This is a genomic window from Natrinema sp. LN54, assembly GCF_052439245.1.
In the GTDB taxonomy this organism is placed as follows: Archaea; Halobacteriota; Halobacteria; order Halobacteriales; family Natrialbaceae; genus Natrinema; species Natrinema versiforme_A.
This window is the reverse complement of the sequence record NZ_JBQVRP010000002.1, coordinates 703097-729488: the sequence shown is the minus strand read 5'-3', so window position 1 is coordinate 729488 and position 26392 is coordinate 703097. Positions and strand designations below refer to the sequence as shown.

The window sequence follows — 26392 nt, the reverse complement described above, 5'->3', positions numbered from 1 at the left end:
CCGCTCCGAATAGCCGCCAGCGGTTACGACTCCCGCTCGAGACGGCGCTACCGGCGAAATAGTAACGATTTCCGGTTACGCAACGCCGACCGGAACGGCGTCGACCGTCGACGAATCACTCGGACTGTGCGACCGCCGCGACGACGTTCTGGACGTACCGCATGCTCGTCGCGATCGACATGATCCCGTCCATTAGCGCCTGCTGGGATGCGCCGTCCGGATAGACGCGGTACTCGACCTGCACCGTCTCCGCTTCGCGCAACTGACAGGAGATTCCCTCCTCGTTGAGAAACGTGTAGAACCCCGGCGTCGCCGCCAGCATCGGCCCGACGTACCGGAGCAACTCGGCGCGTTGCTGATCGTCGCGGAGCAGATTTCTGGTTTCCTCGGTGTCGAACCCGCTGCGGCCGACGATTCGAACCGGGCCGAACTCGCCCTCCTTGATCACGTGGACCGGTAGATGCGAGAGTTCGACCTGAAAATTGAACGCGGTGTCCTCGTCGGTGTGCTCGGTCACGTCGCGGATCGCCGTGTCGTCGAGCCAGTGGCGGACCTGCGTCTCGCTGATATGGGTTGTCATACCCGGTCGTCGACGGCGAGGCGAATAAGGTTTCAGCGGGAGTACGCATGGCTTCGCCCGGCTTCGTCTCGCCCCGTCTCGAGCGGGCTTACCCGGTCCCGACTAGTCGCACTCGGTCTCGAGCGAGTTCGAACCCGAACCGGCACCGACCGAACCCGATCCTGGCACTTACCCGTGCTTGTCCGGCATCGTCGAGTGCCGTGCGGTCCCGCGCATGTCCGCTCGCTTCGACGGCGGCGGTGCCATCGTCGAGTGGCGACTCGGGCCGCCCGACGCCGAGCCCCGGTTTCCGTCGCTTCCGAGTCCGGATCCGAGGAGGCCCTCGTCGTCCTCCGCGTCCGTATCGTCCGTCTCCGCTTCCTCGGCCGTGGCTTCGTCCGCGTCCTCGGCATCGGCGGCCGGTTCGTCGGTATCGTCCCCATCCCCAGCGGATTCGCCGCTGGCGGCCCCCGAACTCGCCGACTCGAGTCGCTCCTTCAGTTCGGAGACTTCGTCGCCGAAGTCGGCGAACGAATCGCTCATCGCCGATCGGAGACGGTCCCCGATGTCACCGGTGGTCTCTGACTCGTCCGGGTCCTCACTCTCGGTCGTGTCCGCTTCGTCGCTCGTCGATTCGTCCGCTCCGTCCTCGCTACTCGCCGGTTCGGCGTCCGGTTCGTCGCTGCCGCTGTCGCTCTCCTCGTCGTCACCGCCGGCCTCGGCCCGCTCGCCGATCGTCTCCCGGAGGTCGCCGACGGCCGCCTCGAGCCCCCCGTCGTCCGCCCGATCGGCGAGTTTCGAGAGGTGGAGCAACCGCTGGAGGTCCTCGAGGTTCTCCTGTTCGCCGCGGGCGATCGCCTCCGGGATCGAGCCCGGTTCGGTCCCGTCCTCGAGGGTGTCCAGCCCGACCGCCGCGAGCAGCTCGTCGGGCGCTGCCGACTCGAGCAGATCGCTCGCGTCCGCGGCGGCCTCGAGTAGATCCGTCTCGGCCGACTCGTCGTCGCCGTCCGCATCGCCCCCGGAAACGATCGACCCGCTGGACGCGTCGGCCTCGTTCAGTACCTCGTGTACCCGGTCGTGTAGTTGCGATTCGCTCATTGGTCTCTCCGAGATTACCGCGTGGTGTCCGCCTCTTTCCCCTCTCCGAACGGGGTTCGATGCGTGTCAGTCGACTACTCGGCTTCCGCCTCCGCTTCGGACTCCGACTCTTCGTCCGAATCCGACCCCTCGTCCGTCACCGTTTCGATGATCTCGTCGGTCATCTCCTCCCGGCTCAAATTCGCCTTCACGCCGACGTCCTTCGCGACCGACTGCAGATCGCTGTAGGACATCACCCCGAGGAAGTCCTCGAGGGTGTCCTTCCTGAGGTCCTCGAGGTCCTCCACGGACGGCTCGGACTCGTCCTCACCCTCATCGGCCGTATCGGCGTCCTCGTCAGCGTCTTCGGACGCTTCGGTATCCGGTTCGTCGCCTTCGTCGTCCGCCTCGTCGGCGACCTGATCGTCACCGCCGTCCTCGTCTTCCGTTTCCTCTGCGGATTCCTCGTCCTCGGACTCCGCCGGCTCCTCGTCTTCGTCCGTCGGTTCCGAGTCCGCTTCCTCCGCCGATTCGTCCGCGGCGTCGTCGCTCTCGCCGCCGCCGATCCCCTCGAGGAGTCCGTCGACGCTGCTCCCCTCGGTGACGCCCTTGGCCATCGACTCGAGGGACTCGCGGCCCTCCATCTCCGAGACCGAGTCGCGGATGGCGTTCCGAATCGCCGTCGGGAGTTCGGACTGCAGGTCGCCGAGGTCCTTCCCTTCCTCGACGCCCTCGTCGATCGTCTCGTGGATCTCGCGGCCGATCGCGGTCCCCAGTTCGCGGCCGAGTTGTTCGCCGAACTGGCGGCCGACCGCGGCCCCGATCTCGCTCCCGTCGATGCTGTCCTCGATGCTGCCGTCGCCGAGCATATCGGCCACGTCGACCTGATTGCTGACCTCTTCGGCGACCATGCTCTTCAGCCCCGATCCGTCACTCACGGCGATCACCTCGCGTGTGATCCGATTCGGTGGTGTCGCGATTCCGTGTCATGGGCTTACTCCTCCTCGGCTTCCGCTTCCATCTCTTCGTCGTCTTCCGTCTCCTCGGTGGCGTCGTCCTGATCGGACGCCTCTTCCTCGCCCGATTCGGCGTCGCTCTGCTCGTCGCTCTCGCCTTCGGCCTCGGCTTCCGCGTCGCCTTCCTCCTCGGCTTCGTCGTCTTCGGATTCATCGGGTTCGGCGCTTTCCTCGTCCGCCGATTCCTCGTCCTCGTCTTCGTCCTCGGACTCCTCCGATTCCTCCTCTGCCGTCTCTTCGTCTTCGGCGCCCTCCTCGGATTCGTCGTCCTCGCTCTCCGACTCGGCCTCGTCGCTGCTGAGCAGTTCCTCGACGACCATATCGCCGATCGTCCGGCCGAGGGACTCGCCGACCTTCCGTCCGACGAGCGCGCCGATCTGGCCGCCCAGCGCCGCGCCGAGGGGCATGTCCCCGTCGATCTCCTCTTCCCACTGGGTCCCTTCGACCAGTTGATCGACGTCGATGTTTTCCGTGATCTTCTCCGTGTCAATCCGCTGTGTGAGTGATTCGTCGCTCATGATGATGCCTCCGCCTGTGACGTCGCGTCGGGTCCGCCGCCGGACGCTTCCTCGTCGCTCTCGGGCTCGAGTTGCTCGATCAACTGTTCGATCACTTCGCTGACGACCGTCGCCACGAGTTCTTCGACCGGGAACCCGGGGACGAGACCGGCGAGTTGCTCCTTCAGCCAGCCGGCCGCTCTGGAGAGGGGACCGGGGGTCTCCGATCCAGTCTCCTCCTCGTCTGCTGCCTCCTCGGGTTCCGCGGCCTCTTCGTCTTCCGCGGCTTCCTCGTCTTCCACTTCGGCCGCTTCATCGGCAGTGTCCTCGGCTTCGTCGGCCGCTCCGCCGAAGAGCCCGCGGAGCCACTCCACGGGCTTGCCGAGGATCGATTTCAGCCACCCGGCGGCCGACGAGAGCGGTCCAGTGGACTCAGCCTCTTCATCCTCTCCCTCGGCCGCTTCGTCCGCATCGCCCTCTGCTTCGTCACCGCCGATACCGAGCAGACTGGTGAGCCACTCCTTGGGCTTGCTGAGCAGTCCGCTGAGGAATTCCTTCGGTCGCTTGAGCAGCCCGCTGAGAGCCTCCTTGGCCTTCCCGGGGAGCTGCTTGAGCAGTTCTACCGGCTTGCTCAGGAGCGACTTTACCTTGTCCAGCATGGCACCGGGACCGTCCAGCAGTCCCGTCACCGCCGACAGCAGATTTCCGAGCAGATTGTTCCCGCCCGGTCGCGCCGAGACGTCGAGTTGGACCGGATTCAGGTTCACCTCGAGGCCGAGCACGTCGAGAAAGAGGCCGTCGAGGTCGAGGTGGAGGACGCCGGAGGCGTCGTCGCCCTCGTAGACGTCTTCGGCGTCCTCGGCGTGGCCCTCCTCGCGGTCGTCGTCGACGAGGTCACCGGTGTCCTCGCGTTCGTCCTCGTCTTCGCCGGCCTCTTCTTCTTCGACTCCCTCGTCGGCTTCTGGCGATTCGTTTTCGATGTCCTCCTCGGCCTCTTCCTCAGCCTCCTCTTCGGCCTCCTGGTCCTCTGCTTCTTCTTCAGTTTCCTCTTCAGCCGCTTGATCTTCTTCCTCAGCCTCTTCTTCAGTTTCCTCTTCGGCCTCTTGATCTTCTTCCTCTGCTTCTTCTTCAGTTTCCTCTTCGTCCTCTTGATCTTCTTCCTCTGCTTCTTCTTCAGTTTCCTCTTCGTCCTCCTGGTCCTCTTCCTCCGCTTCTTCTTCAGCTTCCTCTTCGGCCTCTTGATCCGCTTCCTCAGCTTCCGCTTCGGCTTCTTCCTCGGCTTCCTGAGATTCGTCCGCAGCCTCTTCTTCAGCCGCGTCCGCCTCGTCGCCCTCGGGCGTGTCTTCGGCTTCGGTGTCCTCGTCGGCCTCTTCCATCTCCGCTTGCCCGCCGTCGGTCATCACCCGGGGCGGCGGTCCCGCCTCCCGGTCTTCCTCATCGGGACGGCTCGAGGAGCGCTCGACCCTCTCGGGATCCGAACGGTCCTCGCGGCCGTCATGTGCGAAATCCTTGGTCATTATACGGACGAAAAGACGGCAGTGAGCGTTGTGGTGGTTGGCCTTGCGTATGCGACTCGCCGACAGGTATGGGAGAAGAGAGTCGCCGCGGAAAACCGGTCGAACCGACGACCGTCGCTACTCGAGCGAGCCGACCCGGAGCGCGTACTCGCCGCGGGTCTCGCCCTCGTCGTGGTACTCGACGGGTTCCTCGACGGCCGCGACAGTCCCGTTTTCGACGGCGGCCGCCGTCGCGATTCCCTCGAGGCGCTCACAGCCGCCGTCACCGGACTCGAGGTCGAACCAGCGGACGGCGTGCGTGTCGGGATCGCGGACGCGGAAATTCTGGGCGCAGGGCGCGATCAACCGCTCGCCGTCCGCGGCGAGGCCGTGGACGAAGCCGCGAACCGCGTCGTCCCACAGGAGATCGCCGTCGGCGTCGAACGCGGCCACTCGGTGTTCGTTCGGGTGTCGGGAGTCGGTCTCCCGGCTCTCGACCGCGTAGGTGTTGCCGGTCACGAACGCCACGCGGCCGTCGCTCGCGTACGCGTGGTTCGGATAGGCGTACAGCCGCTCGCCGTCGATCTCGGTCTCCGTCGCGAGGTCGACGCGCCAGCGCTCGGCACCGCCGGGCCCGAGCAGGTAGCCGCGCTTGTCGCCGTGACTCGAGACCGCGATCGAATCGCCGTCGAACGAGACGTCGCCGACGCGGCGGTCGCCCTCCGTGCCGGGGTCCCACGTCCACTCGAGGTCGCCCGATTCGGTCCCGAGGACGACCAGACCGGTGTCGTGGTCGCCCATACAGCGGTTGTAGCCGACCGCGAGGCGCTCGCCCGCAGTGTCGAGATCGAGCGCGATCGGCGAGGCGTCGGTCTCGTACGTCCAGCGGATCGAGCCGTCGGCCTCGAACGCGTAGACGGTGCTGTGCCACTGCCGCCGTTCGCCGTCGCGTTCGTAGCGTCGGGCGGCGGCGTAGAGCCGTTCGTTGCCGTCGGCGTCGGTCCCCGTCTCGAGCGCCACGATGTAGGGCAGGTAGAAGACGGTATCTTTGACCGCCTCGCCGAGGTCGTCGACGGTGTCGTACCGCCAGCGCTGTGCCCCCGACTCGGCGTCGTAGGCCGCGATCGTCCCGCTTTCGCCGCGGCCGGCGACGACGATGGTCTCGTCGCGCTCGGCTCCGTTACCTGCGAGCGATGCGATTCCAACTGCATGGTCCGGATGATCGACCGTCCACCGGGCCTCGAGCGAGTCGGTTTCGCGGGCGGTGACGGTCCCGTCCCACTCGCCGGTGACGACGAGGTCGCCGGATTCGGCGAACCCGACCGCGGATCGGGTCCACATGTGGCGGCTTCGGGCCGTCTCGATCTCGCCGAGCGGGACCGAGCGGAACTGGCGGGGCCGGTCGCGTTCGGTATCGGCAGTGTCGGCCATCGTCACTCCTCGACGGGGAAGGTCTCGTGGAGCGTGTCGTGGGCGTCGCCGAGTCCGCCGACGATGTGCTCGCCCTGCGCGCTCAGTCGTTGCACGGCTCGCTCGGCGTCGCGGACCGCCAGCAGTCGCCCCCGCGTATAGTCGTACTCTGGGTCGTCGCTGTCCATCGACGCGACTTCCTCCTCCAAATCGACCAGCGCCGCGTCGAGGTGGCGCTCGACCTCGGCGAGGCTGTCGGCCTCCGCGAGCCCCTGAATGGGGCCCTCGAGGTGGCCCTCGAGTTCCTTCTCCGCGTGATCGCGGGCGCTGTCGTCCCCGACGCCGAGGACGTTCATCAGTCCGAGTCGTAGTGCTTCGATTTCGTAGCAGCTCATAGGTGTCTGTCGTGAATGGGTATTCGAATTCTGGTTCCGTCTCGGTACTACAGCGTCTGATCGACGAGGTCGCTGACGATGCGGTCCCGGTCGAGGTGGTCCCCCACGATCCGTTCGGCGTCCTCGTCCTCGACGCCGCCGTACCAGATGCCGTCGGGGTAGACCGCGACCATCGGCCCGTCGCCACAGCGGCCGAGACACGAGGAGCGGGTGATGCGGGCATCGCAGTGCTCCGAGTCTCGAACCTCCTGCCGGAGTCGCTCGAGGACCGCCGGCGAGCCCATCTTCGCGCAGGTCTGGTTGGTACAGACCGCGACGTGCTTTTCGGGTGCGTCGTGGCTGTGCGGTTCGTCGTCGACGTCCTCGCGGTCGGCGTGGGCCTCCTGATGGGCCAGCGCTCGGAGCATGGCTCGGGCCCCGCCGACGTCTTCCTCGTAGCCCTCGAGGTCGACCTTGTACTTACAGGTGTCACAGGACATCTCGACGCTGTCGGTGCGGGCCTCCTGCCAGCGGTCGGCGAAGACGTCCAGCAGCCGGGAGTCCGTGCCGAGCGGGTCGCCGGCCAGCGCGTCGACGTAGGGGTAGTCCGCGTCGAACTCCGCGGTCCAGTCCCGGACCCGCTGGGTCAACACGCCGTCGCCGAGCATGTACGGCAGGACGACGACCGCGTCCGGGCGGTGCTTCGAGAGCCCGTGGAGGGTGTCCTCGAGCGTCGGCTCCGTGACGCCGATGAACGTCGCCTCGACGCGGTCGAACGCGCGGCCCTCGTAGAGCAGTCGGGCGAGTTTGTGCACGTCGCCGTTGGCGTCCGGATCACTCGAGCCCCGGCCACAGACGACGACGGCCACGTCGTCGTCCGCGCGGTCGACGCCAAGTTCCGCTTCGACCGCAGCGGCGCGGTCGTCCAGCAGGTCCAGAATCGCGGGATGGACCCCGAGGTGCGAGCCGTTGTTGATCTCGAGGTCGTGTTCGGCTCGGGCCTGCTCGATCGCCAGCGGCACGTCGTTCTTGACGTGGCTCGCAGCAAAGAGCGAGCAGTGGACGACGGTTACCTGCGACGCGACGGGCCCGAGTTGTGCGAAGGCCTCGTCGATCGCCGGCTCCGCGAGTTCGAGGAACGCGGCGTCGACCGGAATCCCCAGTCGGGACTCGAGGGCGGCGGCCAGTTCGCGGACCTGTTCGTTGGACTTCTCGCGCCGGGAGCCGTGGCCGATCAGGAGGACGGCCTCGTCGTCGAAGCCGGCTGTCGATGCGGGCGTGGTCTGGTCGGGTGTACTCATCGGTGTCGTGGGTGTTGGTCGGGTAGTTACTCGTCGTCGTACGCCGTCGCCTGCTCGAGGCTCCGCTCGAGTTTACGGCGGCGACTCGGGGCGAACAGTCCGGTTTCCTCGCAGTCCTCGTAGAGCCACGTGCCGAACGCGGGCGCGGCGTCGTCGTCGACGCCGAACCAGTAGCCGCCCGAGGAGGTCTCGGACAGCTCGTCGAACGGCGCATCGACGGGACAGTCGGCGATCAGTTCCTGTGCGAACGCGAGCAGGTCTTCGTCGTCGTGGACGAACGAGATGCCGACGGTGCCGCTCGAGGACTTGAAGCAGACGGTGCCACAGCCCTCGAGCAGGCCCCGGAGCAGTTCCCGATCGTAGTCCGAGAACGCGCCGAAGCGGTAGTTCCCACGGCCGTCGACTGGCAGCCCGAGCGCGCCGCTGCGACCGAGCAGCCCCGACTCGTCGCCGTCGATCGACAGCGTGTACTCGTCTTCGGTGCGCGTGATCGAGGTGTCGTGGGCGTAGTCGCGGGTCGTCGTGTCGTGCTCGAGGTCGCCGCCGGCTACGGCGGCGAGCACCTGCGCTGATGCCTCGTCGTTGGCGACGACCTCGATGCCGTCATCGGAAACGTCGCCGCTCCCGGCGACGTGACCCCAGAAGTACGCCGTGGCGGCGTGACCCGCGAGCGGATCGGCCGGCACTTCGATTTCGGTCGCTTCGGTCTCGCTCATTCGCCCACCTCCTCGACGACGATCGCGTCCGTCGGACAGGCCGCTGCAGCCTGCTGGGCTTCGTCGATGCGGTCGTCGTCGAACGTCGCGACGACGCGCTCGGCGTTGTCGGTGACCTCGCCCTCGCAGTCGTAGACCGGGTCCGCGCCCGGGTCGACGGTCGCGAGGCCGTCCTCGCCCTCGATAAAGCGCGGGTCGCGGGTCAGACAGGCGAAGATGCCGTCGCAGGCGTCCTTTTCGATTGTAACTTCGTATCGTGGCATTGTGGGTGTCCTCCGAATCCTCAGTAGTCGTACTTCGTCTCGTAGCCGCGCGGGGTGACCATCCGGTCGTCCCAGACGTAGGTGTCCTCGTTGCCGACGACGATCGTCGTCGTCATGTCGATGATCTCGCTCTCGCCGAGGTCCTCGAGTTCGCCGAGTTCGGTGATCATCACCTGCTCGTCCTCGCGGCCGGCGCCGTGGACGATGCCAACGGGTGTGTCCGCGTCGCGGTGGGCCATGAGGATCTCGCAGGCCTTCTCGAAGTTCTCCCGGCGCTTGCGGCTCCACGGGTTGTAGATCGTGATCGTGAAGGACTCCTTGGCGGCGGAGTGGAGCCGAGACTCGATCTCGGGCATCGGGACGAGGTGATCCGACAGCGAGATCGAGACGGTGTCGTTGACCAGCGGCGCGCCCAGTCGGGCCGCACAGGACTGGGCCGCCGGCACGCCCGGCACGGCCTCGAAGTCGACCATCGACGCCGTCGCGCCCTTGGACTCGAGGATCTCGAGTGCGAGCCCGCCGAGCGCGTAGACGTTGGGGTCGCCGCTGCCGACGATGGCGACGTCGTTGCCCGCGAGCGCGCGGTCGATGGCTTCCTCGGTGCGGGACACTTCGCCGCACATCGGCGTGTCGTACAGCTCGTCGGCCTCCTCGGTGATCTCGTCCGGAATGAGGTCGATGTAGGTCGTGTAGCCGACGATGTGGTCGGCCTCGAGCAGCGCGGTCTTCGCGCGGTCGGTCATCCCCTCCGGGTGGCCGGGACCGAGACCGACGGCACTCAGTTGGCCCGGCTCGGCGTCGAAGTCGTCGACAGTGGAGCCGACCTCCTTCTCGTTCGACCCGTCGTCGTCGGAACTCGCACCACAACTCGAGGACGAAGATGAGGAGCTGGAACTCGAGGAGGCTCCGCACTTCGAACTGCTGGAGTCGTCCGTACTCGTGTTCGACGCGCCACATTTTGAACTCGGGCTATCGGTGCTCGTCTCACTGGAACTGCTTTCCGTACTCGAGGCTCCGCATTTGGAAGTCGATTCGTCGTCGGCGTCCGCGTTGGTGTCCGTACTCATGGGTGTGGTAGTGTTTCAGAAGTCGTCGACGTCACGCCCGCCGCGGGGGGTGACGAGGTACGTTCGGTCGTCGTTGCGCCACGTTTCGGTCTCGTGGTTGCCGATGATCAGCGAGGTGCCCATCCCGGAGACCTTGTCGTCGTGGTCGGCGGCCTCGCCGAGGGTCGTAATGTACTGGCTCTCGCCGTTGCGGCCGGCGTCCGCGCGGCCGGCGTCGTTGACGATGGCCACGTAGGCGTCGTCGGTCCGCTCCTCGCGGACGATCTCGACGGCCTTCTCGTAGTTGCGCCAGCAGTTGTAGAGGACGATCACGAAATCGGAGATCGCCGCCGCGCGAAGCTTCTCCTCGATCTCGTCCCAGCCGCGCCACTTGTCCGACAGCGAGACCGTACAGAAGTCGTTACACAGCGGTGCGCCGACGTTGGCCGACCCGCCGAGTGCCGCGGTGAGACCGGGAACGATCTCGATCGGTACGTCCGTCGCGTCGTCCTCCTCGGCCATCTTGAAGATGAGGTCGGACTTGCCGTAGACCGACGGATCGCCGCCGGAGACGTGGGCCACGTCCTTCCCCTCGCGGACGTGGTCGAACGCCGCGCGGGCGAGTTCGATCTGGCGACCCATCGTCGAGCGGATGATCTCCTGCTCGAAGCCATCGCCGCGGACCGCGATGCCGTCATCGTCCGTCTCCTCCTCCGGCAGCAGGGTGCCGTCATCGCGCAGGAACTCCTGATAGAGGCTCGAGGCGATGACGACCTCCGAGGACTCGATGACCTCCTTGGCCCGCTTGGTCATGTGGTCGGGCAGGCCGGGGCCGATGCCGACGACGTAGAGCGTGCCGTGGTCGTCGGGGGTGCCGCCTGCCTCGGCGTCAGTCGATTCGGCGTCCGAACTCATCGCCCGATCGCCACCGTGACCTCGTTCTCGTAGCTGATTTTCTCGAGGATCAGTTCCTGCTCGGCCCCGCCGGCGATCGCCGACGCTTCCGAAACGCCCGGCCAGCCGATCAGCTCCTTCGACTTCGAGGGGGTCGGCCCCTCGTGTTCGAGCAGGGTCTCCTTGCCGAAGGCGACGACGCCCAGATCGAGTTCTTGGGCTGCCTCGAGCAGGCCTTCCTCGTCTTCCTTCCGGGTCGCGGTGCCGACGAACTCGACGTCCGCGAGGTCGTAGTCGGTCTGCTCGAGGGCGTCCTCCCACGCGGCGAGGAACGCCTCCTTGCTCGCGCCGGAGACGCTGCCGGTGCCGAGGACGACGCCGTCGTCTTTGTTGCGCTTGAGAACCGTCACGTCGTCACCGACGAGGACGGCTTTCGGCCCCTCGAGTCGCTCGACGGGACCGAGATTGTCGTCGAGAACGGCGAGGTTCGTCTTGACCGTCGAATCGCCGTTGACGACGTGGGTGTCCATCGCCTTCGCGCGGGACTCGACGCCCTGCTTGCCGGCGGCCTCGCTGGCGGTGGTCATCGCCGGCACGGCACCCATCGTCGCCAGGTCCTGTGCGACCTGATTCGCGCCGTGGTGGCCGCCCGTGATCGGGATCGCCCACGTCAGTTCCTCGTCGACCACACAGATCGCGGGGTCGTCCCACTTGTCGTCGAGCAGGTGGGCCGTCTTCCGCATCGCAATCCCCGAGGCCATCAGGCCGATGAAGCAGTCGTACTCGCCCCAGTGCTCCTCGAAGACATCGCCGTGGTACTCGATGATGTCGATCGCCTCGTAGCGATCGCCGATCTCCGATTTGATCTCCTCGGCGGTGTCCATCTTCCGGCCGAAGGAGATGATCGCGATCTCCTCGGCGACTTCGCCGTCCGAATCCGCCGTCGAACAGTGGCCGCCGCCGGAGTCCGATTCCGAATCGTCCGTCGTGTCCGCGTTCTCAGTTCCTGAACTCATTGTGTAACTCCTCTCGTACCGAAATCGTCCGTTCCACGTCTAATCGACCCGTCCAGTCCACCGATCGGGTGGGACCGAAAGGGGCCAGTTCCCGCGGCGAAGGCGGACGAAGCAACACCGCAGGGAGGGAGCCCTGCGACCGACCGAGACGCGCAGCGAGGCCCCCGAGTCGCGGGAACTGGGGGCTTTCACCGTGGTTGCGGTCTCGAGTCCGAATCATCTCAGTCATCACTCGCCTCCGTTTCAGCCGAATTTTCCGAAGAACCGCGATTGGCCCAATCACCGTAGAGGAAGGAACGCTCGTAGCCCGCGCCGGTCACGGCGTCGCCGATGACGACCAGCGCCGAGGCGCGGTAGCCCGCCTCCTCGACTTTGTCAGCGATGTCGCCGATCGAACCGACGATCACGTCCTCGTCCGGCCACGAGGCGTGGTAGATCACCGCGACCGGCGTCTCGGGGTCGTGGTCGTCCTCGAGCAGTCGGTCCATCGTGTCCCGAACCGCGTGGGTGCCGAGGTAGATGCAGGTCGTAACGTCGCCCATCTCGACGAAGTCGGAGATGTGGTCCTCCTCCGGGGTCAGGGTTTTCCCCTGCGGCCGGGTGAACGCGACGTGGTTCGACACTTCGTTGAGCGTCAGTTGCGTCCGCAGCGTCGCGCTGGCCGCGAAGGCCGAGGTGACGCCCGGCACGAAGTGGGTCGGCACGCCCTCGTGTTCCAGCGCGTCCATTTGCTCTAAGGCGGCCCCGTAGATGGCCGGATCGCCGCTGTGCAGGCGGACGACGTTGTCGCCGTCCTCGTAGGCGTCCCGCATCAGCGGGATCAGTTCCTCGAGGTCCTTTCCGACGGAATTGACCAACTCAGCGTGGCCGCAGTACTCGTCCAACAGTTCGCTGTTGACCAGCGAGCCCGCGTGCACGACGAGATCGGCTTCCTCGAGCAGTTCCTTCCCGGCGACGGTCAGCAGTCGCGGGTTGCCGGGACCGGCACCGACGAAGGGAATCCCCTCCTGTTCGTCGCCGGCGCTGTGCTCGAAGATCCGGTCGTCCAGTTCCTCGCGGCGGCGCTCGCCCTGGGAGTCGATCGCGTCCTGCGGGTCGTTCGGCGCGTCGTCAGTCATCGATGGCCTCCGCCGTATCCGCAGTCGTCGCTTCCTCCGATCCGGACTTCTCGGACCCGAAGGCAGCCGTCGCCTGCTCGACCTCGAGGTCTTCCTTCTCGGCGTAGGCGAGCGTGTAGTAGTCCCGTTCGTCGATCTCGCTTGGGTCGTCGGTGACGAGGGTCTCGCCCTGTTCCATGAACAGCCGGCGGCCGTAGGTCACGTCGTAGCCGGCCGCGACGAGTCCCTCGTGGGTCGCCGGCGCGTCGGTGACCTTGAACAAGATCATCCGATCCGGCCCCGTGGGACTGTGGCCGCTCGCGGCCTCCCGCAGGGAGAGCCCGGCACCGGCCTCGATCTCGACCCCCATCGCGGTCGCGAACGCGGTCACGGCGCTCACGCCGGGGACGATCTCGAGGTCGATGTCCGAATGAAAGGCGTCGATCGTCCGGCGCAGGTGGCCGAACGTCGAGTAGACGTTCGGATCGCCCAGCGTCACGAAGGCGACATCGCCGTCGCGGGCGTTGGGAGCGATCTCCGCGGCGGCCTCCTTCCAGGCCGCTCGCAGCTTCTCTTCGTCTTTCGTCATCGGGAAGTCGAGGTCCCCGATCTTCGACTCGTCGACGTGGTTCAGCGCGACGGTTCTGGACAGCCGGCCCGGCGAGTAGACCACGTCCGCGTTCTCGAGGACTTCCTTCCCGCGAACCGTCACGAGATCGGCCTCGCCGGGACCGAGTCCGACGCCGTAGAGCGTCATTGTCGACTCTCCCCGCTACCGTCGGCTGCAACTGTCTTCCCGCCGTCTCCGTCCTCGTCGTCCGGCGTTGCACTCCCGACCAGCATGTACACCGGGTTGTCCGAGTTGAAACTCGTCGCCCCGGCGAGTTCGTAGCCGTGGCTCACCTGGAACTGGACGACCTCCTCGAGCAGGTCCCGCTCGCGGAAGGCCGCCGTCGCTTCGCCCGCGACCTCGAGCCGCGAGACGTTCATGACGACGCGGTCGATCTCGGTCTCGACGGCGTGGTCGAGGACCGCCTCGAAGTTCCGGCTCCCGCCCAGAAAGAGCGCGTCGGCGTCGTCGGGTAGCCCCTCGGGCGCTTCCGCGTTGCGGAGTTCGACATCCGCTCGCACGGCGTCCTCGTTTGCCGCGAGGTTGCGCTCGGTCGTCTCGAGTCGTTCGGGTTTCCGCTCGAGAGCGGTCACTCGCCCGGCTCGCTGTGCGGCTTCGATGGTGACGGCCCCCGTGCAGGAGCCGACCTCCGCGAAGTGGTCGTCCGGCTCGAGCGCGAGCTTCGAGCGGACGACGGCGCGGACCTCCGACTTCGTGGGTCCGGCCTTCGCGTCGTGTGGAAGCGCGATGGGTGGCATCATCCGTTGGAACAGAGCCCGTCCCTAAAACAATTTTGTTTGGGGTAGAACAACTACGATTGCCCAGGTGGAGTTGGAGTAGGACAACGAGAGTTGTCGAACACAGCCGGACCGTTCGCTCAGACTGAAAATGCCGCCGAGAAGCCGCCGCAGCGGGCGGTCACCACTCCATCCCGCCGTTGATTCCGAGGACCTGCCCGGTCATGTATTCGGCCTGATCGCCGGCGAGGAATCGGACCATGCCGACGATGTCCTCGGGTTCGGCGAACCGATCGAGGGGAATGTCCGCACGGATTTTGTCCTGCACGCGGTCGGGCACCTTCTCGAGCATGTCCGTCTCGGTAAAGCCCGGCGCGACGCAGTTAGCCGTCGAACCGTGGCTGGCGAGTTCGAGCGCCAGCGTCCGGGTGAACGCGAAGAGCCCGCCCTTCGAGGTCGCGTAGTTGGCCTGCCCGTAGTTTCCCTGCTGGCCGACCACGCTCGAGATGTTGATCAGCCGGCCGTGCTCGGACGTTTTGATGTCCTCGTAGAACGCCTTCGTGCAGTTGAACGTTCCATTGAGGTTGACGTCGATGACCGTCTGCCAGTCCTCGTAGGTCATGTCCTCGAACGTCCGGTCGACGGTGATCCCCGCGTTGTTGACCAGCACGTCGATTTCGCCGAGTTCCTCGCGGACCGCCGCGGCCATCCGCTCGACGGCCGCCGGGTCCGACACGTCGGCCTGGACGGGAACCGCCGTCTCGCCGTTTTCCTCGATCGTCTCGGTGACCTCGCGTGCCTGTGCCTCCGAGGAGCGGTAGTTGACCGCCACGTCGGCACCGCAGCGAGCGAGTTCGAACGCGATCTCGCGACCGATCCCGCGAGACGATCCCGTTACGAGACAGGTTCGGTCGGTCAGCGGGCGACGCGACAGGGGCTCGAGGCGCTGGACGGTTTCGGCCATACTCGCCCTACGCGCCCATTCGTGTTAATTATTTGACTGTGTTTCAGACTTCGTGAAAGACCGGAATCCAGTTATGTCTCGCTCGTCCCGACGGCCTCGAGGAACCGATCGAACGCCCCGCTTTCGGCGTGGACGTGGACGTACGTGCCGAGCGAGTCGTACTCGGTCAGGCCGTCGTGGTCGCCGTCGATGCCGTCGCCCCGCACCGTCTCGAAGGCAAATCGGGCGTCGCCGTCGACGTCGGCGCTCGAGTAGTGGAACTCGTGGCCCCGGATCGTCTCGCCAGCGTCGGCGGTCAGCGCCCCGTCGACGGCCTCGAGTTCGACGTGATCGAGCGCCTGATAGCGGTCGTGCATGGTCACATCCGCGGGGAGGATGCCAGCCATCTCGTGGCGCTCGCCCGCCGCAGTGGTCAGCGACCGGCTCATGGCCATCAGCCCGCCGCACTCGCCGAGGACCGGAAGCCCGTCGGCGGCCAGATCGCCGAGTTCGGCGAGGGTGCCGGCCGACTCGAGTTCGGCGGCGTGGAGTTCGGGGTAGCCGCCGGGGAGGTAGACCGCGTCGGCGTCCGGGACGGGGTCGCCCGCGACCGGCGAGAACGTGACGACCTCGGCGCGCTCCCGAAATCGCTCGATCGTCGCGGGATACCGGAAACAAAACGCGGCGTCGCTGGCGACGGCGATCGTCGCGTCGACCGGCGCCGCGCTCGCGGCGCTCGGCGATGGTGACTCCGGGGCCGGTGGCTCGCTCGCGACGGTAGCCAGTCGCTCGGCCTCGAGCGATTCGGCGGCCTCCCGCAACGCCACTCTCGGCAAGGCGGCTTCACCGCCCATCTCGAGCCCGAGGTGTCGATCCGGAATCTCGAGGTCGTCGTTCGGCGGAATCCGACCGAAGTATGCGAGGTCGTCGGGTAGGGCGTCGCGGATGCCCTGCTCGTGGCGGCCGCCGTGGGCCCGCTGGGCGACGACGCCGGCCACTTCGATATCGCGACCGATGGTGTCGGCGTACTCGCGGAAGCCGAGCGCGGTCGCCGCGACGCTCTCCATGCCCGCCTTGGCGTCGACCACGAGGACGACCGGCAGGTCGAGCGCCTCGGCGACCATGGCGGTGCTCGAGCCGTCGCCGTCGTACAGCCCCATCACGCCCTCGACAACGCAAACGTCGCCCTCGCCGCGGCGGTAGTTCCGCCGGAGGCCGTCCGCGCCGCAGAGCCACAGATCGAGCGTGCGGGAGGGCCGACCGGCGATCGCCTCGTGGTGGCTCGGATCGATGAAGTCCGGGCCCGCCTTGGCGGGCTGGACCTCGTGGCCGGCGTCCTCGAGCGCCTGAATGATCGACAGCGTCGCGACTGTCTTTCCGACGCCGGAGCTGACGCCACCGAGGACGAATCCGTTCATCATTGTGGTTGCGTTCGCACAACTGAACTTGAATCCGTCGGAACGGGGCGTAAGCGGCTGTTTCGATGGGGGAGCGGCTCGCTCGAGAGAGGACGAGAGATCGGACACGCGTTCTGCTATCGTGCCAACAGGGAATTTCCACTTCCTCCCCAGCCGATTCGCTCACTCGCAGGCTCGTTCGCTCATCCAGTGTCAGAGCGAGCGCTGACACGCCTTCTCGCGAAGACCTCGCACGGTTCGGACCACGGTTCGCAGTCGCTCACCGTGGCCAAGCGCGCGCCACGGCACGCTAGTTTCCCGGAGTGCGCTGTTCTCAGGACAGTGTGCAGCGATCGATATCCGCGTCGCAATCTGAGGCGACCGAAACCGTGTTGGGCATCGTCCGCGTTCGAGAACCCGAGACCAATGGACGACGTGACGACGGCCGCTGAGACGGTGCCGGCGCTGAAAGAACGGGCCGGCGTCGTCAACGCCCTGCTCGACGGCGCGCAGACGGTGCTCGTTCGCCATCCGACGCTCGACCCGGGAACGATCGACGACCGGTTCGTCCTCTACCCGGCCTACAGCCATCAGGAACCGGCCCGCTACCAGTCCCGGTACGAGCAGTACTACCACCGATCGAGCGCGAAACCCGACGGCGGCGTGCCGGTCCGCGCCGTCGCCGAGGTCCGCGAGGAGTACACGATTTCGAGCGACGACCTCGCCGCCCTCGCGCGCCACTACGTCTACACGCCCGAGGGACTCCGCGACAAGTACGATCCGGACGACGACCTGCGGGTGCTGTTGCTCCGCGTGTCGGCACTCGAGTCGCCGCGTCTCATCGAGGAACGCGGGAGCTACCGGGGCTGTCGCGCGTGGATCGAACTGGTCGACGAGGTGGCCGTGGACCCCGACGCAGCCGTGCCCGTGCTGGACGACGCGACCTTCGCCGAACGGCGGGCGGCGGTCCGAGACGCGCTCGAGTGACCCCACCCACCGACGAACTTAACCGCTCGAGTCGGTTACGATTCGCCGCTCGAACTATGAGTGAAGAAACAGGACCCGACACCGAACGGCACCTCCGCGAGGCGCTCAGACAGCTGGGCGAGGCACGGGACGACGAGGACCTCCGGAAGACTCACTCCGTCGCGCTCGAAGAGGTCGAGAATACCGTTTCGACGGTCCTGCGGGAGTACGAACAAGACGAGTAAGGCCAAGCTAATCGGTCGTCCGCCACCTGACTGTGTCCGTGGCCCCTGATCGCAGACATAGTCGCTCGCGGACACGCGCAGAATCCGCTACCCGTTCGCGAAACAGTTATTTTGGCCACTCGATAATCACAGCGAACAATGGCATTCGAGGACCGTCGCGTCGGTTCATACCGATCCGCAGGCCGGAGGGGGAGACAGTCGTGACGGATCGAGACGACGCGGCCGTCAAAGAGCGCGTCCAGCAGTACTGGAACGACCGCGCGGAATCGTACGACGGAGACAGCCACCACGCCGTACACGGCGACGAGCAGCGCGACGCCTGGCTGTCGATCCTTCGGGACCGGTTCGGTGACGGTGACCCACCCCAGCGGGTTCTCGACGTCGGCTGTGGAACGGGCGTCATCTCGCTGTTGCTGGCCGAACTCGGTCACGACGTCTCCGGCGTCGACCTCTCGACGGACATGCTCGAGCGCGCTCGAGCGAAAGCCCGCGAGCGCGACCGGTCGGTCGAGTTCCGAAACGGGGACGCGGAATCGATCTCGGAGCCCGAGAACACGTACGACATGCTGACGGCCCGCCACCTCATCTGGACGCTGCCGAACCCGTCGGCGGCGCTTCGGGAGTGGCAACGGGTCGTCCGTCCGGGCGGCCGGATCGTCCTGATCGAGGGCCACTGGGACTTCGAGGAACCGTTCGACGGCTATGAAGAGATCCACGACGAGTTGCCGCTGTACGACGGACGCCCGCCCGAAGCGTTGGTCGACGTACTCGAAGAACACGGGCTCGAGCGGGTCGAATACGAGCCGCTGATGGAGTCGGTACTCTGGGGCGAAGAGCCGAACTACGAGCAGTACGTCGTCGCCGGCGACGTTCCGGAGTGAGACGGCAGCGGAGACCGAACGGGGACGACGACGGAGAGATCGCCTTCGATACCCGCGACCGATCCGTTCTGCCGTTCGACTACGGAACCGGTTGCCGAACCGCGAGCACGACCAGATCCGAGAACGGCGTGTCTTCCGGTCCGGTGCCACCGGCGTGCTCGGACAACTCGGCCAGTGTGAACCGATGAATTTGCTCGTCGTCGTGGGTTAACTTCTCGAGTACCAGCGCCTCGAGATCCGGATCAACGCCCTCCTCGAGCAGGTACTGCGCGATATTGCCGGGCATTCGGTCGTAGGGCCGCGGGAGCACGAGCAGGTGTCGCTCGTCGTCCGTCGCTGCCCTCGCGAGTCGGTCCATGTCGCCCTCGAGGTCGCCGCTCTTGTGGAGCGTGACGAACTCGGTGTCCTCCATCGGCGTCCGGGCGCGGCTCGCGGCCATTTGGATCGAGGAGACACCGGGAATCACGCGGACCGGAATTTCGGAATCGTGGCGTTCCACCGTATTCTGGACCTTCCCGACGAACTGGTAGCCCGAGTGATTCGGGTCGCCCATCGCGACCGCAGTCCCCGACTCGCCGGCCGCGACGCGCTCGCCGAACGCCTCGAGCGCGTCGGCCTCGTCCTTGTAGCCGCAGGTCAGCAGGTCGGCGTTGGTCAGGTCCGCGACGAACTCCACGACGGTGGTGAAGCCGACGACGACGTCGGCCTCCCGAATCGCCCGCCGACCCCGCGGAGTCAGATACTCCTGATTGCCCGGGCCGACGCCGACGGCGTAGACGGGGTCGACAGCGCGCTCGTCACTATCGGGCTCCGCCGCTCCCGCCGCGAACGTCGCCGGGTCCGGGCCCGACTCGAGGTCGTACTCGCCGCTCATCGGTTCCGGCCGTCCGCGGCCCGCGTCTCGGCGTCGAGCTCGAGGTCGATCTCGTCGGTCCGAACGTCTTTGGCGACGTGGATCAGTTCGTTGGTCAGGGCCGCGGCGAGGCCGCTCCCGCCGCGTCGGCCGACGTTCGTGATCGCGGGCACGTCGTACTCCGCGCTGATCTCGCGGATGCGCTGGCGGCTCTCCTCGGCCTTGACGAAGCCGACCGGAGTCGCGACGATGGCCGCAGGACGGGTGCCGTTCTCGATGCAATCGGCCAGCGCGAAGGCGGCCGTCGGCGCGTTGCCGATCGTCGCGATCGCGCCGTCGTAGACGCCCTGCTTGTCGAGTTCGAGCACCGAGGCCGCGGTCCGGGTCATCCCCGTCTTCTCCGCCAGTTCGGCGCCGTTGCCGATCGCCTTGCGCTTCTCGCAGTTGTGGCCGCGACCGGTGATGCCGGCCTTCGACATCGTGATGTCCGTGACGATCGTGGCCTCATCGAGGACGGCTCGAGCCCCCGCACGGACAGGCGCGTCCTCGTCGTCCCCGAGGTCGTCGCTCCCGGTGAACTCGATCAGGTGCTGGAACTCGATGTCACCCATCGAGTGAACCGACTTCTGTCGAACGCGGTCGGCCAGCGTCTCGTCGGGGACGAACTGGCGGACGATGTCCATGCTCGTCTCCGCGATGTCCATCGCGTTCTGTGTCGTCGCGCCTAAATCGGCGTACTCCTCCTCGAACTCTTGACTGTCGCTCATTTGGTATCACACTCCGCGCTCCGAATATCGACTGTCGGCCGAACCCGTTCGCTCCCGTCGTCAGTCATCGGTCGATACCTCCGCACCGACGGCCTCGTTAGTCGTCCGCGCCTCGAGGTCGCCTTCCACCTCGAGGTTCAGATCGCGCAGGCGATCGATCGTCTCGTCGTCAGCGTCCCAGAGGTCGCGATCGATCGCCTCGAGCAGCGTGTCGGTGATGGACTCGAGCGCCCACGGATTCACGTCGCGCATCCAGTCCTGGCGCTCCTCATCGAAGGCGAACTTCTCGGCGACCTCCGCCCAGAGCGTGTCCGAGACGACGCCGGTCGTGGCGTCCCAGCCGAGGGTCACGTCGACCGTCGTCGAGAGGTCGCCCGCGCCCTTGTAGCCGTGCTCTTCCATGGACTCGAGCCAGTCGGGGTTCAACACGCGCGAGCGCATCGCCTTGCGGACCTTCTCCTCGTTCGTGTAGACGTCGACGTTGTCCGGGTCCGAGGAGTCGCCGACGTAGGAGGCCGGTTCCTTGCCGGAAATCTCGCTCACGGCGGAGATGAAGCCGCCGTGGAAGGCGTACCAGTCCGAGGAGTCGAACTCGTCTTGCTCCATCGTGTCCTCGATCTTGACCGTCGCGTCGACGCTCGAGAGGCGGCGCTCGAAGGATGCGTGGGCGTCGGAAACGCGGCCTCTCGAGCCCATCGCGTAGCCGCCCCACTGGACGTAGACCTCGGCGAGATCCGAACGGTCGTCCCAGTTGCCCTCGTCGACGGCCTTGTTCGTCCCGGCACCGTAGCCGCCGGGGCGGGTCGTGAAGACGCGGTGTTTGGCCGCCTTGCGGGCGTCCGATTTGTCGAGGCCCTCCTCGGCCTCGAGTTCGGCCTGCTCTTCCTCGACGTGTTTCTTCACGTAATTCATGTCGTGCGGTTCGTCGAGGTCGACGACGGCGTCGACGGCGTCGTGGATGACCCCCGCTGCGGCCGGGAAGGCGTCCCGGAAGAGGCCGGAGACGCGCGTCGTCACGTCGACCCGCGGCCGATCGAGTTCCTCGAGCGGGATCGGCTCGACGTCGTCGATCCGGCCGGCGTCGGTCCACTGCGGTTCGACGCCCATCATGGCCAGCACCTGTGCGATCGTCTCGCCGCGGGTGCGAACTGTGGGGGTCCCCCACGCGACCACGCCGATCTCCTCGGGATACTCGCCGTTTTCGGAGTGATGGCGCTCGAGGACGCCCTCCGCGACGTCGCTGCCGACCTGCCACGCGGCTTTCGCGGGCACCTTCCGCGGGTCCAGCGTGTAGAAGTTCCGTGCGGTCGGCAGCAGGTCGACGCCGCCGCGGGTCGGCGCGCCGGAGCCGCCCGGCGGCACGTACTCGCCCGAGAGGGCGTCCGCGGTCCGGGGAATCTCGTCTTCGGCCCCCTGCACGCGGGGCTGGGCCTCCTCACAGATGTAGGCCAGCGCCTCCCGCAGGTCGTTGTGGGCACCCGACTTCGCGCGCCCGTCGCCGATCGTCTCGAGGTCGACCACGAGAAGGTTCATGTTGACCTCGTCGTCGGGGCCGGCCTCGCGCTCGGAGACCGGGATGTCGAAGTCGTGCTCGGCGAGCGTCTCGATCAGGTCGACGCTGGTCTCGTAGACCTCGTCGGCCGCCTCGGCGTAGGTCATCCCGAGGGCCTCGTCGTACTCGCCGGGCGCGTTCAGCATCTTCTCGTAGTCGACGCCCAGCGCGCCCGCCACGCTCTCGCGCAGGCTCGGCGCACCGGGGTTCTCGAGCCGGGTGAGCGCGACCAGATACTCCGTCAGGCGCTCGTCCTCCGGCGGTTCGGACATGGTGTGCAGTCCGAGCCGGATCTGGGTCGTCTTCACGTCGGTGAGGTACTCGTGGATGCGCTCGACCAGTTCGTCGATGTCGACCTCATCGCCAGCTACGTCGCCCTCCGCGAGGCTCGAGCCGGCTTCGTCGGGGCCGCGAACGTCTGCCTTCTCGTCGATGGTGCCCGAGATACCGAGTTCGACGGCGAGGTCCAGTTCCGCGACTTTCTCGCGCATGAGGTCCGCGAGGTGGTCGCCGTCGTCGGCGCGGGCGTCTTCCATCCCGGCCTCGCGGTACTGGTTCGCGAGTTCCTCGAGTTCCGAGAGCTCGTCGTAGGTGCCCGCGTTCCGCATGACCGGCGTCAGGTAGTCGACGATCGCCGCATACGAGCGGCGCTTGGCCTGCGTCCCCTCGCCGGGGTTGTTGACGATGTAGGGGTAGACGTTCGGGATGTCGTCGATCAGCTGATCCGGCGCGCTCTCGCCGTTCAGCCCGACCGTCTTCCCGGGGAGCCACTCGAGGCTGCCGTGGGTGCCCAGATGGACGACCGCGTCGGTCTCGAACGTGTTCCGGAGCCAGCCGTAGAAGGCGAAGTAGTCGTGTGGCGGCTGGAGGTTCGAGTCGTGGTAGACCTTCGAGGGGTCCATCCCGAACCCGCGCGGGGGCTGGACGGTGACGAGCACGTTGCCGAACTCGACGCCCGGAACCGCGAACGGGCGGTCCGGAACCTCGCCCCACTCCTCGACGATATTCTCCTGAAAGCGCTCGTCGGTGTCGGCGAACCACTCTGCGTACGTATCCGACGAAACTACGTCGACCGAGAGGTCGCGAACGTCCTCCGGCGCGACCCAGCGGTCCTCGAGGGTGAGTTGAGCAGTCAGTTTCTCCACCAGCGACTGGCCGCTGTCCGGCATCTCGTCGCCCAGATCGTAGCCTCGAGCCTCGAGTTCCTCGAGCAGATTCACGGTCGACTCGGGCGAATCGAGCCCGAACGCGGTGCCGATCCCGTCGTCGCTCGGCGGGTAGTTGTGCAGGACGACGGCGACCTGCTTGTCCTTGTTCGGGGTGTGTCGCAGTTCGGCCCAGTTGACCGCGAGCCGCGTGGCGTGGTCGATTCGATCCTCGATCGGGAAGTGGTGTTTCGGCGCGGAGCCGATGTCGGCCTCGTCGTCGGTTCGCTCCTTGCCGGAGATCGGATGGGTGATGACGTTCCCGTCGAACTCCGGCAGCGCTACGGAGAGGGCGAGTTCGAAGCCCATGACGCCCGTGTCGCTGGACTCGTACCGCGATCGGGAGCGCATCGTGGTGACCGTCTGCAGGACCGGTACGCCGAGTCGGTTGAGGAAGACGTCCTCCGCACTACTGCCTTCGTCGTCGGCGCTGCGGCCGCGCTCGTCCATCGAGAGGGAGAACATAAACGAAGAGAGCACGGCGTCGACGATCGAGTTCCCGTCGGCATCGAGCAGCCAGTTGTCAGTCACCCATTCGGCGTCTTCCTGTTCGTCCGTATCCGTTGCCGGGTTACAGAAGATCGGCAGGGCGTTCGCCCCCTGTGCCTCGAGCGCGCGGACCTGCGCGTCGACGTAGCGGGTGTTCTCGTGGGTCCAGTGGGACTCGTAGAACCAGACCGCGACCGTCGGTTTCTCGGGGTCGTGGGTCTCGAGCAGGTCCTCGTACTCGATGCCCGGGTGGTCGGGATGGTAGACGCCCTCGGTGGGGAGTTGGGTCGGCTCGTCGTACGCGAGGTCCCGCCCCTCGTACTCGGCGGCGAGGAAGCGACACAGGTTCGCGACGTTGATCGTCCCGCCCTTCTCCAGATAGTCGTAGATCAGATCGCGGTGTTCGGCCGAGACCGTCGTGTCCTCGAACGCAAAGGCGTCGCCGGTCGCCTTGACGACCAGCGGCACGCCGGCCTCCTCGAGTGCGCCCGTCGCGTAGTCGTAGCCCGGCATGCTGTCTTCGGCCCCGTGCAGCCAGAAGATCGCCGCCGCGGCGTCGTGCAATTCCTCGACGAACTCCTCGACGTCGGCCTCGTCCTCGAGGTCGCTCTCCGAGCGGACGACCAGCTCGACGCCCTCGAGGCGCTGTGTGGCCCGGCCGATCGAGCCGAGTTCGTTCTCCGTCGCGGTGTAGATCCCGATCCGTGTCATCGTACTTTTAAACCTCTGTTGTATTAGCTCAAGTATGGTTGCAGACGCCGGAGGCAAAAAGCTATCGTCACTCCCCTTTCCGGCGATCGTCGGACAGGAGGAGTTAAAGCGCGTGTTGCTCGCCGTCGCGGCCAACGACGGCCTCGACGGGGCCCTGATCGTCGGCGAGAAAGGAACCGCGAAGTCGACCGCCGTTCGGGCGCTCGTCGATCTCCTGCCCGAGCAGCGAGCCGTCGCGGACTGCCCGTACGGCTGTTCGCCCGACGATCCCGACCTGCAGTGTGCGGACTGTCGTGACCGCGACCCCGACGACCTGCCGGTCGAGACGCGACCGGTTCCCCTCGTGACCCTCCCGCTCGGCGCGACGCGGGACCGCGTCGTCGGCACCCTCTCGGTCGAGGACGCCCTCGCGGGAGACGCGGACTTCGACCCCGGCCTATTGGCCCGCGCCAATCGCGGCATCCTCTACGTCGACGAGGTCAACCTGCTGGACGACCACCTCGTCGACGTCATCCTCGATTCGGCCGCGAGCGGCGTCAACACCGTCGAGCGGGACGGCGTCAGCGTCTCCCACCCAGCGAACTTTACCCTGATCGGGACGATGAACCCCGAGGAGGGCGACCTACGACCCCAACTGCGGGACCGCTTCGCCCTCCAGGCCAGCGTCGAGGGCTGCCGAGAAATCGACGATCGGGTCGAGATCATCGACCGCGCGCTCGAGGCCAACGGCGGTGCCGGCGGTGACAGCGACCCCGATCCGCGAACGGAGTACGCCGACGAGGTCGACGCCCTTCGCGACGATCTGGCCGCCGCTCGAGCGGCGATCTCGAGCGTCTCGCTCCCCGCCGAGTTCAAGGCGGAAATCGCCGACCTCTGTCTCGAGGCCGGCGTCGACGGTCACCGCGGCGACGTGGCGACGGCGCGGACCGCCATGACCCTGGCCGCACTCGAGGGCCGAACGACCGTCATCGAGTCCGACGTTCACGAGGCCGCGACGTATGCGCTCCCCCACCGCCTCCGGAGCACGCCCTTCGAGGACGAACCGGATCTCGACGACCTGCTCGAGGACCGGTTCGACGAGGAGTCGCCGGACGAGGGAAACGGAGACGGCGAGACCGATCCGGATGACGGTGACGGCGAGGACGGCGCGGACGGTACGGACGAGGACGCCGAGTCGGAACCCGGCGACGGGGACGCGGACGAACGCGGAGACGGCGGCACGGACGATGACGGCTCGGGTGACGAGGGTTCGGACAGCGAGGAGTCCGAGGGTGACGACTCGAGTCCCGAACGGCGACCCGACGACGGCGAGCGACCGATGTCGGCGAACCAGTCGCCCGCTGAAGCCGGTGACGGCGAGTCGGACGACGACTCGAGCGAGGGCGATTCGGAATCGGACGAGTCGTCCGAGGACGGCGGAGACGACGGGGACGACGAAACCGCCCAACCGCTGGTCCCCGGCCAGCAGCGGGCCGGCGTCGGCGAGGCGCGAGCGCCGGACCTCGAGACGCCGACGGCCGAGCGCGACGGGAGCGCGGCGGCGACGGGGTCGCGGGCGAGCACGGCACCGAGTACGGACAACCGGGGCGCTCGGGTCCGCACCGAACCCGCCTCGGGCGAGGGCTCGATCGACGCCGCGGCGTCGGTCCGCTCGGCCGCCTCTCGAGGCGAATCCAGCGTCGAGGAGCGGGACCTCCGGCAATCGGTTCGCACCGGCGAGACGTCGGTGACGATCGTCTTCGCCGTCGACGCCAGCGCCTCGATGCGGCCGGCGATGCAGACTGCGAAAGGCGTCGTCCTCGAACTCCTGCGCGACAGCTACGAACAGCGCGATCGGGTCGCGTTCGTGGCCTTCGCGGGCGAGGACGCTGACGTCTTGCTCCCGCCGACCGACAGCGTCTCGCTTGCCGCTCGCCATCTCAAAGACCTCCCATCGGGCGACCGCACCCCGCTGCCGGCCGGCCTCGAGACCTCGAGACGGGTGCTCGAGCGGGCCGAAACCGACGCCTCGGTCGTCGTCCTCGTCACGGACGGTCGGGCGAACGTCGCCGACGGGAGCCCGACCGAGGCGACCCGAACCGCGGCTCGAGCGCTGGCGTCCAGCGATACTCGGGTGGTCGTAGTCGACGCGGGCGACGACTCCCGGGCCGGCCTCTCGGAACTGGTCGCCGGCGAAACCGAGGGCGAACTGGTCGACCTCGCCTCGCTGTCGGTCGACACGGTGCGGGCGGCCGCCGAGCGGGCGGCCGACGAGACACAGCGATAGCGTTCTCG

General features: G+C 67.1%; 25 protein-coding genes. 4 read left to right on the top strand and 21 right to left on the bottom strand.

Annotated elements, in window-relative coordinates; all coding sequences use genetic code 11:
• Positions 1 to 115: 115 nt before the first annotated feature.
• The 18 genes from ACT4ML_RS08875 to ACT4ML_RS08790 form a co-directional block, all read right to left on the bottom strand.
• A complete protein-coding gene (locus ACT4ML_RS08875) occupies positions 116 to 580 on the bottom strand; it encodes a hypothetical protein (protein ID WP_444720525.1) in 465 nt (154 codons plus the stop codon).
• Between the two features lie 168 nt (positions 581 to 748).
• A complete protein-coding gene (locus ACT4ML_RS08870) occupies positions 749 to 1657 on the bottom strand; it encodes a hypothetical protein (protein ID WP_444720524.1) in 909 nt (302 codons plus the stop codon).
• A gap of 74 nt (positions 1658 to 1731) precedes the next feature.
• Positions 1732 to 2583: a hypothetical protein gene (locus ACT4ML_RS08865; RefSeq protein ID WP_444720523.1), complete on the bottom strand. Its 852-nt coding sequence runs from the start codon at positions 2581 to 2583 to the stop codon at positions 1732 to 1734.
• 47 nt (positions 2584 to 2630) lie between these two features.
• The gene (locus tag ACT4ML_RS08860) at positions 2631 to 3170 is read right to left on the bottom strand and encodes a hypothetical protein (protein ID WP_444720522.1); all 540 of its coding nucleotides are present in this window, start codon (positions 3168 to 3170) and stop codon (positions 2631 to 2633) included.
• Entirely contained in the window at positions 3167 to 4666 is a 1500-nt protein-coding gene (locus tag ACT4ML_RS08855; protein ID WP_444720521.1) for a DNA primase, read from the bottom strand. Before ACT4ML_RS08855 ends, ACT4ML_RS08860 begins: the two co-directional genes overlap by 4 nt.
• Before the next feature lie 117 nt (positions 4667 to 4783).
• Positions 4784 to 6076: an outer membrane protein assembly factor BamB family protein gene (locus ACT4ML_RS08850; RefSeq protein WP_444720520.1), complete on the bottom strand. Its 1293-nt coding sequence runs from the start codon at positions 6074 to 6076 to the stop codon at positions 4784 to 4786.
• Between the two features lie 2 nt (positions 6077 to 6078).
• Positions 6079 to 6450 (bottom strand): DUF3209 family protein, encoded by a 372-nt coding sequence (locus ACT4ML_RS08845; RefSeq protein WP_138245594.1) that lies wholly within the window; start codon positions 6448 to 6450, stop codon positions 6079 to 6081.
• A 47-nt stretch (positions 6451 to 6497) separates the two neighbouring features.
• The gene (locus ACT4ML_RS08840) at positions 6498 to 7730 is read right to left on the bottom strand and encodes a CbiX/SirB N-terminal domain-containing protein (RefSeq protein WP_444720519.1); all 1233 of its coding nucleotides are present in this window, start codon (positions 7728 to 7730) and stop codon (positions 6498 to 6500) included.
• Between the two features lie 26 nt (positions 7731 to 7756).
• Positions 7757 to 8446, bottom strand: a complete 690-nt coding sequence (locus ACT4ML_RS08835) for a cobalamin biosynthesis protein (RefSeq protein WP_444720518.1) — start codon at positions 8444 to 8446, stop codon at positions 7757 to 7759.
• Positions 8443 to 8709 carry a ferredoxin gene (locus tag ACT4ML_RS08830; RefSeq protein ID WP_444720517.1) on the bottom strand — a complete coding sequence of 89 codons (267 nt, stop codon included), beginning with the start codon at positions 8707 to 8709 and terminating at the stop codon, positions 8443 to 8445. Before ACT4ML_RS08830 ends, ACT4ML_RS08835 begins: the two co-directional genes overlap by 4 nt.
• A 20-nt stretch (positions 8710 to 8729) precedes the next feature.
• On the bottom strand, positions 8730 to 9776 hold the full coding sequence (gene cobJ / locus ACT4ML_RS08825) for a precorrin-3B C(17)-methyltransferase (RefSeq protein WP_444720516.1): 1047 nt from the start codon (positions 9774 to 9776) through the stop codon (positions 8730 to 8732).
• 15 nt (positions 9777 to 9791) lie between these two features.
• On the bottom strand, positions 9792 to 10670 hold the full coding sequence (locus ACT4ML_RS08820) for a precorrin-3B C(17)-methyltransferase (RefSeq protein WP_444720515.1): 879 nt from the start codon (positions 10668 to 10670) through the stop codon (positions 9792 to 9794).
• Positions 10667 to 11665: a cobalt-precorrin 5A hydrolase gene (gene cbiG / locus ACT4ML_RS08815; protein WP_444720514.1), complete on the bottom strand. Its 999-nt coding sequence runs from the start codon at positions 11663 to 11665 to the stop codon at positions 10667 to 10669. Before cbiG ends, ACT4ML_RS08820 begins: the two co-directional genes overlap by 4 nt.
• A 221-nt stretch (positions 11666 to 11886) precedes the next feature.
• A complete protein-coding gene (locus ACT4ML_RS08810) occupies positions 11887 to 12783 on the bottom strand; it encodes a cobalt-precorrin-4/precorrin-4 C(11)-methyltransferase (RefSeq protein WP_444720513.1) in 897 nt (298 codons plus the stop codon).
• Positions 12776 to 13519, bottom strand: a complete 744-nt coding sequence (locus ACT4ML_RS08805) for a cobalt-factor II C(20)-methyltransferase (protein ID WP_444720512.1) — start codon at positions 13517 to 13519, stop codon at positions 12776 to 12778. The genes ACT4ML_RS08810 and ACT4ML_RS08805 overlap by 8 nt, the downstream gene beginning before the upstream one ends.
• Positions 13516 to 14130: a precorrin-6Y C5,15-methyltransferase (decarboxylating) subunit CbiT gene (gene cbiT, locus ACT4ML_RS08800; protein ID WP_444720613.1), complete on the bottom strand. Its 615-nt coding sequence runs from the start codon at positions 14128 to 14130 to the stop codon at positions 13516 to 13518. Before cbiT ends, ACT4ML_RS08805 begins: the two co-directional genes overlap by 4 nt.
• A 160-nt stretch (positions 14131 to 14290) precedes the next feature.
• Positions 14291 to 15073 (bottom strand): 3-oxoacyl-ACP reductase family protein, encoded by a 783-nt coding sequence (locus ACT4ML_RS08795; RefSeq protein ID WP_444720511.1) that lies wholly within the window; start codon positions 15071 to 15073, stop codon positions 14291 to 14293.
• Positions 15074 to 15144: 71 nt separating this feature from the next.
• Positions 15145 to 16470 (bottom strand): cobyrinic acid a,c-diamide synthase, encoded by a 1326-nt coding sequence (locus ACT4ML_RS08790; RefSeq protein WP_444720612.1) that lies wholly within the window; start codon positions 16468 to 16470, stop codon positions 15145 to 15147.
• 405 nt (positions 16471 to 16875) lie between these two features.
• Between ACT4ML_RS08790 and ACT4ML_RS08785 the strand changes: the two genes are divergently transcribed.
• The 3 genes from ACT4ML_RS08785 to ACT4ML_RS08775 all read left to right on the top strand — a co-directional run bounded on the left by ACT4ML_RS08785 (position 16876) and on the right by ACT4ML_RS08775 (position 18541).
• Positions 16876 to 17436 (top strand): DUF1802 family protein, encoded by a 561-nt coding sequence (locus tag ACT4ML_RS08785; protein ID WP_444720510.1) that lies wholly within the window; start codon positions 16876 to 16878, stop codon positions 17434 to 17436.
• Between the two features lie 56 nt (positions 17437 to 17492).
• Positions 17493 to 17660: a hypothetical protein gene (locus ACT4ML_RS08780; RefSeq protein ID WP_444720509.1), complete on the top strand. Its 168-nt coding sequence runs from the start codon at positions 17493 to 17495 to the stop codon at positions 17658 to 17660.
• 200 nt (positions 17661 to 17860) lie between these two features.
• A complete protein-coding gene (locus tag ACT4ML_RS08775) occupies positions 17861 to 18541 on the top strand; it encodes a class I SAM-dependent methyltransferase (protein WP_444720508.1) in 681 nt (226 codons plus the stop codon).
• 79 nt (positions 18542 to 18620) lie between these two features.
• Here ACT4ML_RS08775 and ACT4ML_RS08770 read toward each other — a convergent pair whose 3' ends face one another.
• The 3 genes from ACT4ML_RS08770 to cobN are packed head-to-tail and all read right to left on the bottom strand — an operon-like array spanning position 18621 to position 24118.
• Positions 18621 to 19415 (bottom strand): cobalt-precorrin-7 (C(5))-methyltransferase, encoded by a 795-nt coding sequence (locus ACT4ML_RS08770; protein WP_444720507.1) that lies wholly within the window; start codon positions 19413 to 19415, stop codon positions 18621 to 18623.
• Complete coding sequence (locus tag ACT4ML_RS08765; RefSeq protein WP_444720506.1) at positions 19412 to 20161, bottom strand: precorrin-8X methylmutase; 750 nt, start codon at positions 20159 to 20161, stop codon at positions 19412 to 19414. Before ACT4ML_RS08765 ends, ACT4ML_RS08770 begins: the two co-directional genes overlap by 4 nt.
• A gap of 60 nt (positions 20162 to 20221) precedes the next feature.
• Positions 20222 to 24118, bottom strand: a complete 3897-nt coding sequence (gene cobN / locus ACT4ML_RS08760) for a cobaltochelatase subunit CobN (protein WP_444720505.1) — start codon at positions 24116 to 24118, stop codon at positions 20222 to 20224.
• Positions 24119 to 24152: 34 nt separating this feature from the next.
• On the opposite strand from cobN, the gene ACT4ML_RS08755 reads away from it, so the two are divergent.
• Positions 24153 to 26384, top strand: a complete 2232-nt coding sequence (locus tag ACT4ML_RS08755) for a VWA domain-containing protein (protein WP_444720504.1) — start codon at positions 24153 to 24155, stop codon at positions 26382 to 26384.
• The last annotated feature ends 8 nt before the right edge of the window (positions 26385 to 26392 follow it).

Bases quoted from the DNA above. Each gene is read 5' to 3' on its own strand.
- ACT4ML_RS08875 (WP_444720525.1), bottom strand. From the start codon at position 580: ATGACAACCCATATCAGCGAGACGCAGGTCCGCCACTGGCTCGACGAC.
- ACT4ML_RS08870 (WP_444720524.1), bottom strand. From the start codon at position 1,657: ATGAGCGAATCGCAACTACACGACCGGGTACACGAGGTACTGAACGAG.
- ACT4ML_RS08860 (WP_444720522.1), bottom strand. From the start codon at position 3,170: ATGAGCGACGAATCACTCACACAGCGGATTGACACGGAGAAGATCACG.
- ACT4ML_RS08855 (WP_444720521.1), bottom strand. From the start codon at position 4,666: ATGACCAAGGATTTCGCACATGACGGCCGCGAGGACCGTTCGGATCCC.
- ACT4ML_RS08850 (WP_444720520.1), bottom strand. From the start codon at position 6,076: ATGGCCGACACTGCCGATACCGAACGCGACCGGCCCCGCCAGTTCCGC.
- ACT4ML_RS08845 (WP_138245594.1), bottom strand. From the start codon at position 6,450: ATGAGCTGCTACGAAATCGAAGCACTACGACTCGGACTGATGAACGTC.
- ACT4ML_RS08840 (WP_444720519.1), bottom strand. From the start codon at position 7,730: ATGAGTACACCCGACCAGACCACGCCCGCATCGACAGCCGGCTTCGAC.
- ACT4ML_RS08835 (WP_444720518.1), bottom strand. From the start codon at position 8,446: ATGAGCGAGACCGAAGCGACCGAAATCGAAGTGCCGGCCGATCCGCTC.
- ACT4ML_RS08830 (WP_444720517.1), bottom strand. From the start codon at position 8,709: ATGCCACGATACGAAGTTACAATCGAAAAGGACGCCTGCGACGGCATC.
- cobJ (WP_444720516.1), bottom strand. From the start codon at position 9,776: ATGAGTACGGACACCAACGCGGACGCCGACGACGAATCGACTTCCAAA.
- ACT4ML_RS08820 (WP_444720515.1), bottom strand. From the start codon at position 10,670: ATGAGTTCGGACGCCGAATCGACTGACGCCGAGGCAGGCGGCACCCCC.
- cbiG (WP_444720514.1), bottom strand. From the start codon at position 11,665: ATGAGTTCAGGAACTGAGAACGCGGACACGACGGACGATTCGGAATCG.
- ACT4ML_RS08810 (WP_444720513.1), bottom strand. From the start codon at position 12,783: ATGACTGACGACGCGCCGAACGACCCGCAGGACGCGATCGACTCCCAG.
- ACT4ML_RS08805 (WP_444720512.1), bottom strand. From the start codon at position 13,519: ATGACGCTCTACGGCGTCGGACTCGGTCCCGGCGAGGCCGATCTCGTG.
- cbiT (WP_444720613.1), bottom strand. From the start codon at position 14,130: ATGCCACCCATCGCGCTTCCACACGACGCGAAGGCCGGACCCACGAAG.
- ACT4ML_RS08795 (WP_444720511.1), bottom strand. From the start codon at position 15,073: ATGGCCGAAACCGTCCAGCGCCTCGAGCCCCTGTCGCGTCGCCCGCTG.
- ACT4ML_RS08790 (WP_444720612.1), bottom strand. From the start codon at position 16,470: ATGAACGGATTCGTCCTCGGTGGCGTCAGCTCCGGCGTCGGAAAGACA.
- ACT4ML_RS08785 (WP_444720510.1), top strand. From the start codon at position 16,876: ATGGACGACGTGACGACGGCCGCTGAGACGGTGCCGGCGCTGAAAGAA.
- ACT4ML_RS08780 (WP_444720509.1), top strand. From the start codon at position 17,493: ATGAGTGAAGAAACAGGACCCGACACCGAACGGCACCTCCGCGAGGCG.
- ACT4ML_RS08770 (WP_444720507.1), bottom strand. From the start codon at position 19,415: ATGAGCGGCGAGTACGACCTCGAGTCGGGCCCGGACCCGGCGACGTTC.
- ACT4ML_RS08765 (WP_444720506.1), bottom strand. From the start codon at position 20,161: ATGAGCGACAGTCAAGAGTTCGAGGAGGAGTACGCCGATTTAGGCGCG.
- cobN (WP_444720505.1), bottom strand. From the start codon at position 24,118: ATGACACGGATCGGGATCTACACCGCGACGGAGAACGAACTCGGCTCG.
- ACT4ML_RS08755 (WP_444720504.1), top strand. From the start codon at position 24,153: ATGGTTGCAGACGCCGGAGGCAAAAAGCTATCGTCACTCCCCTTTCCG.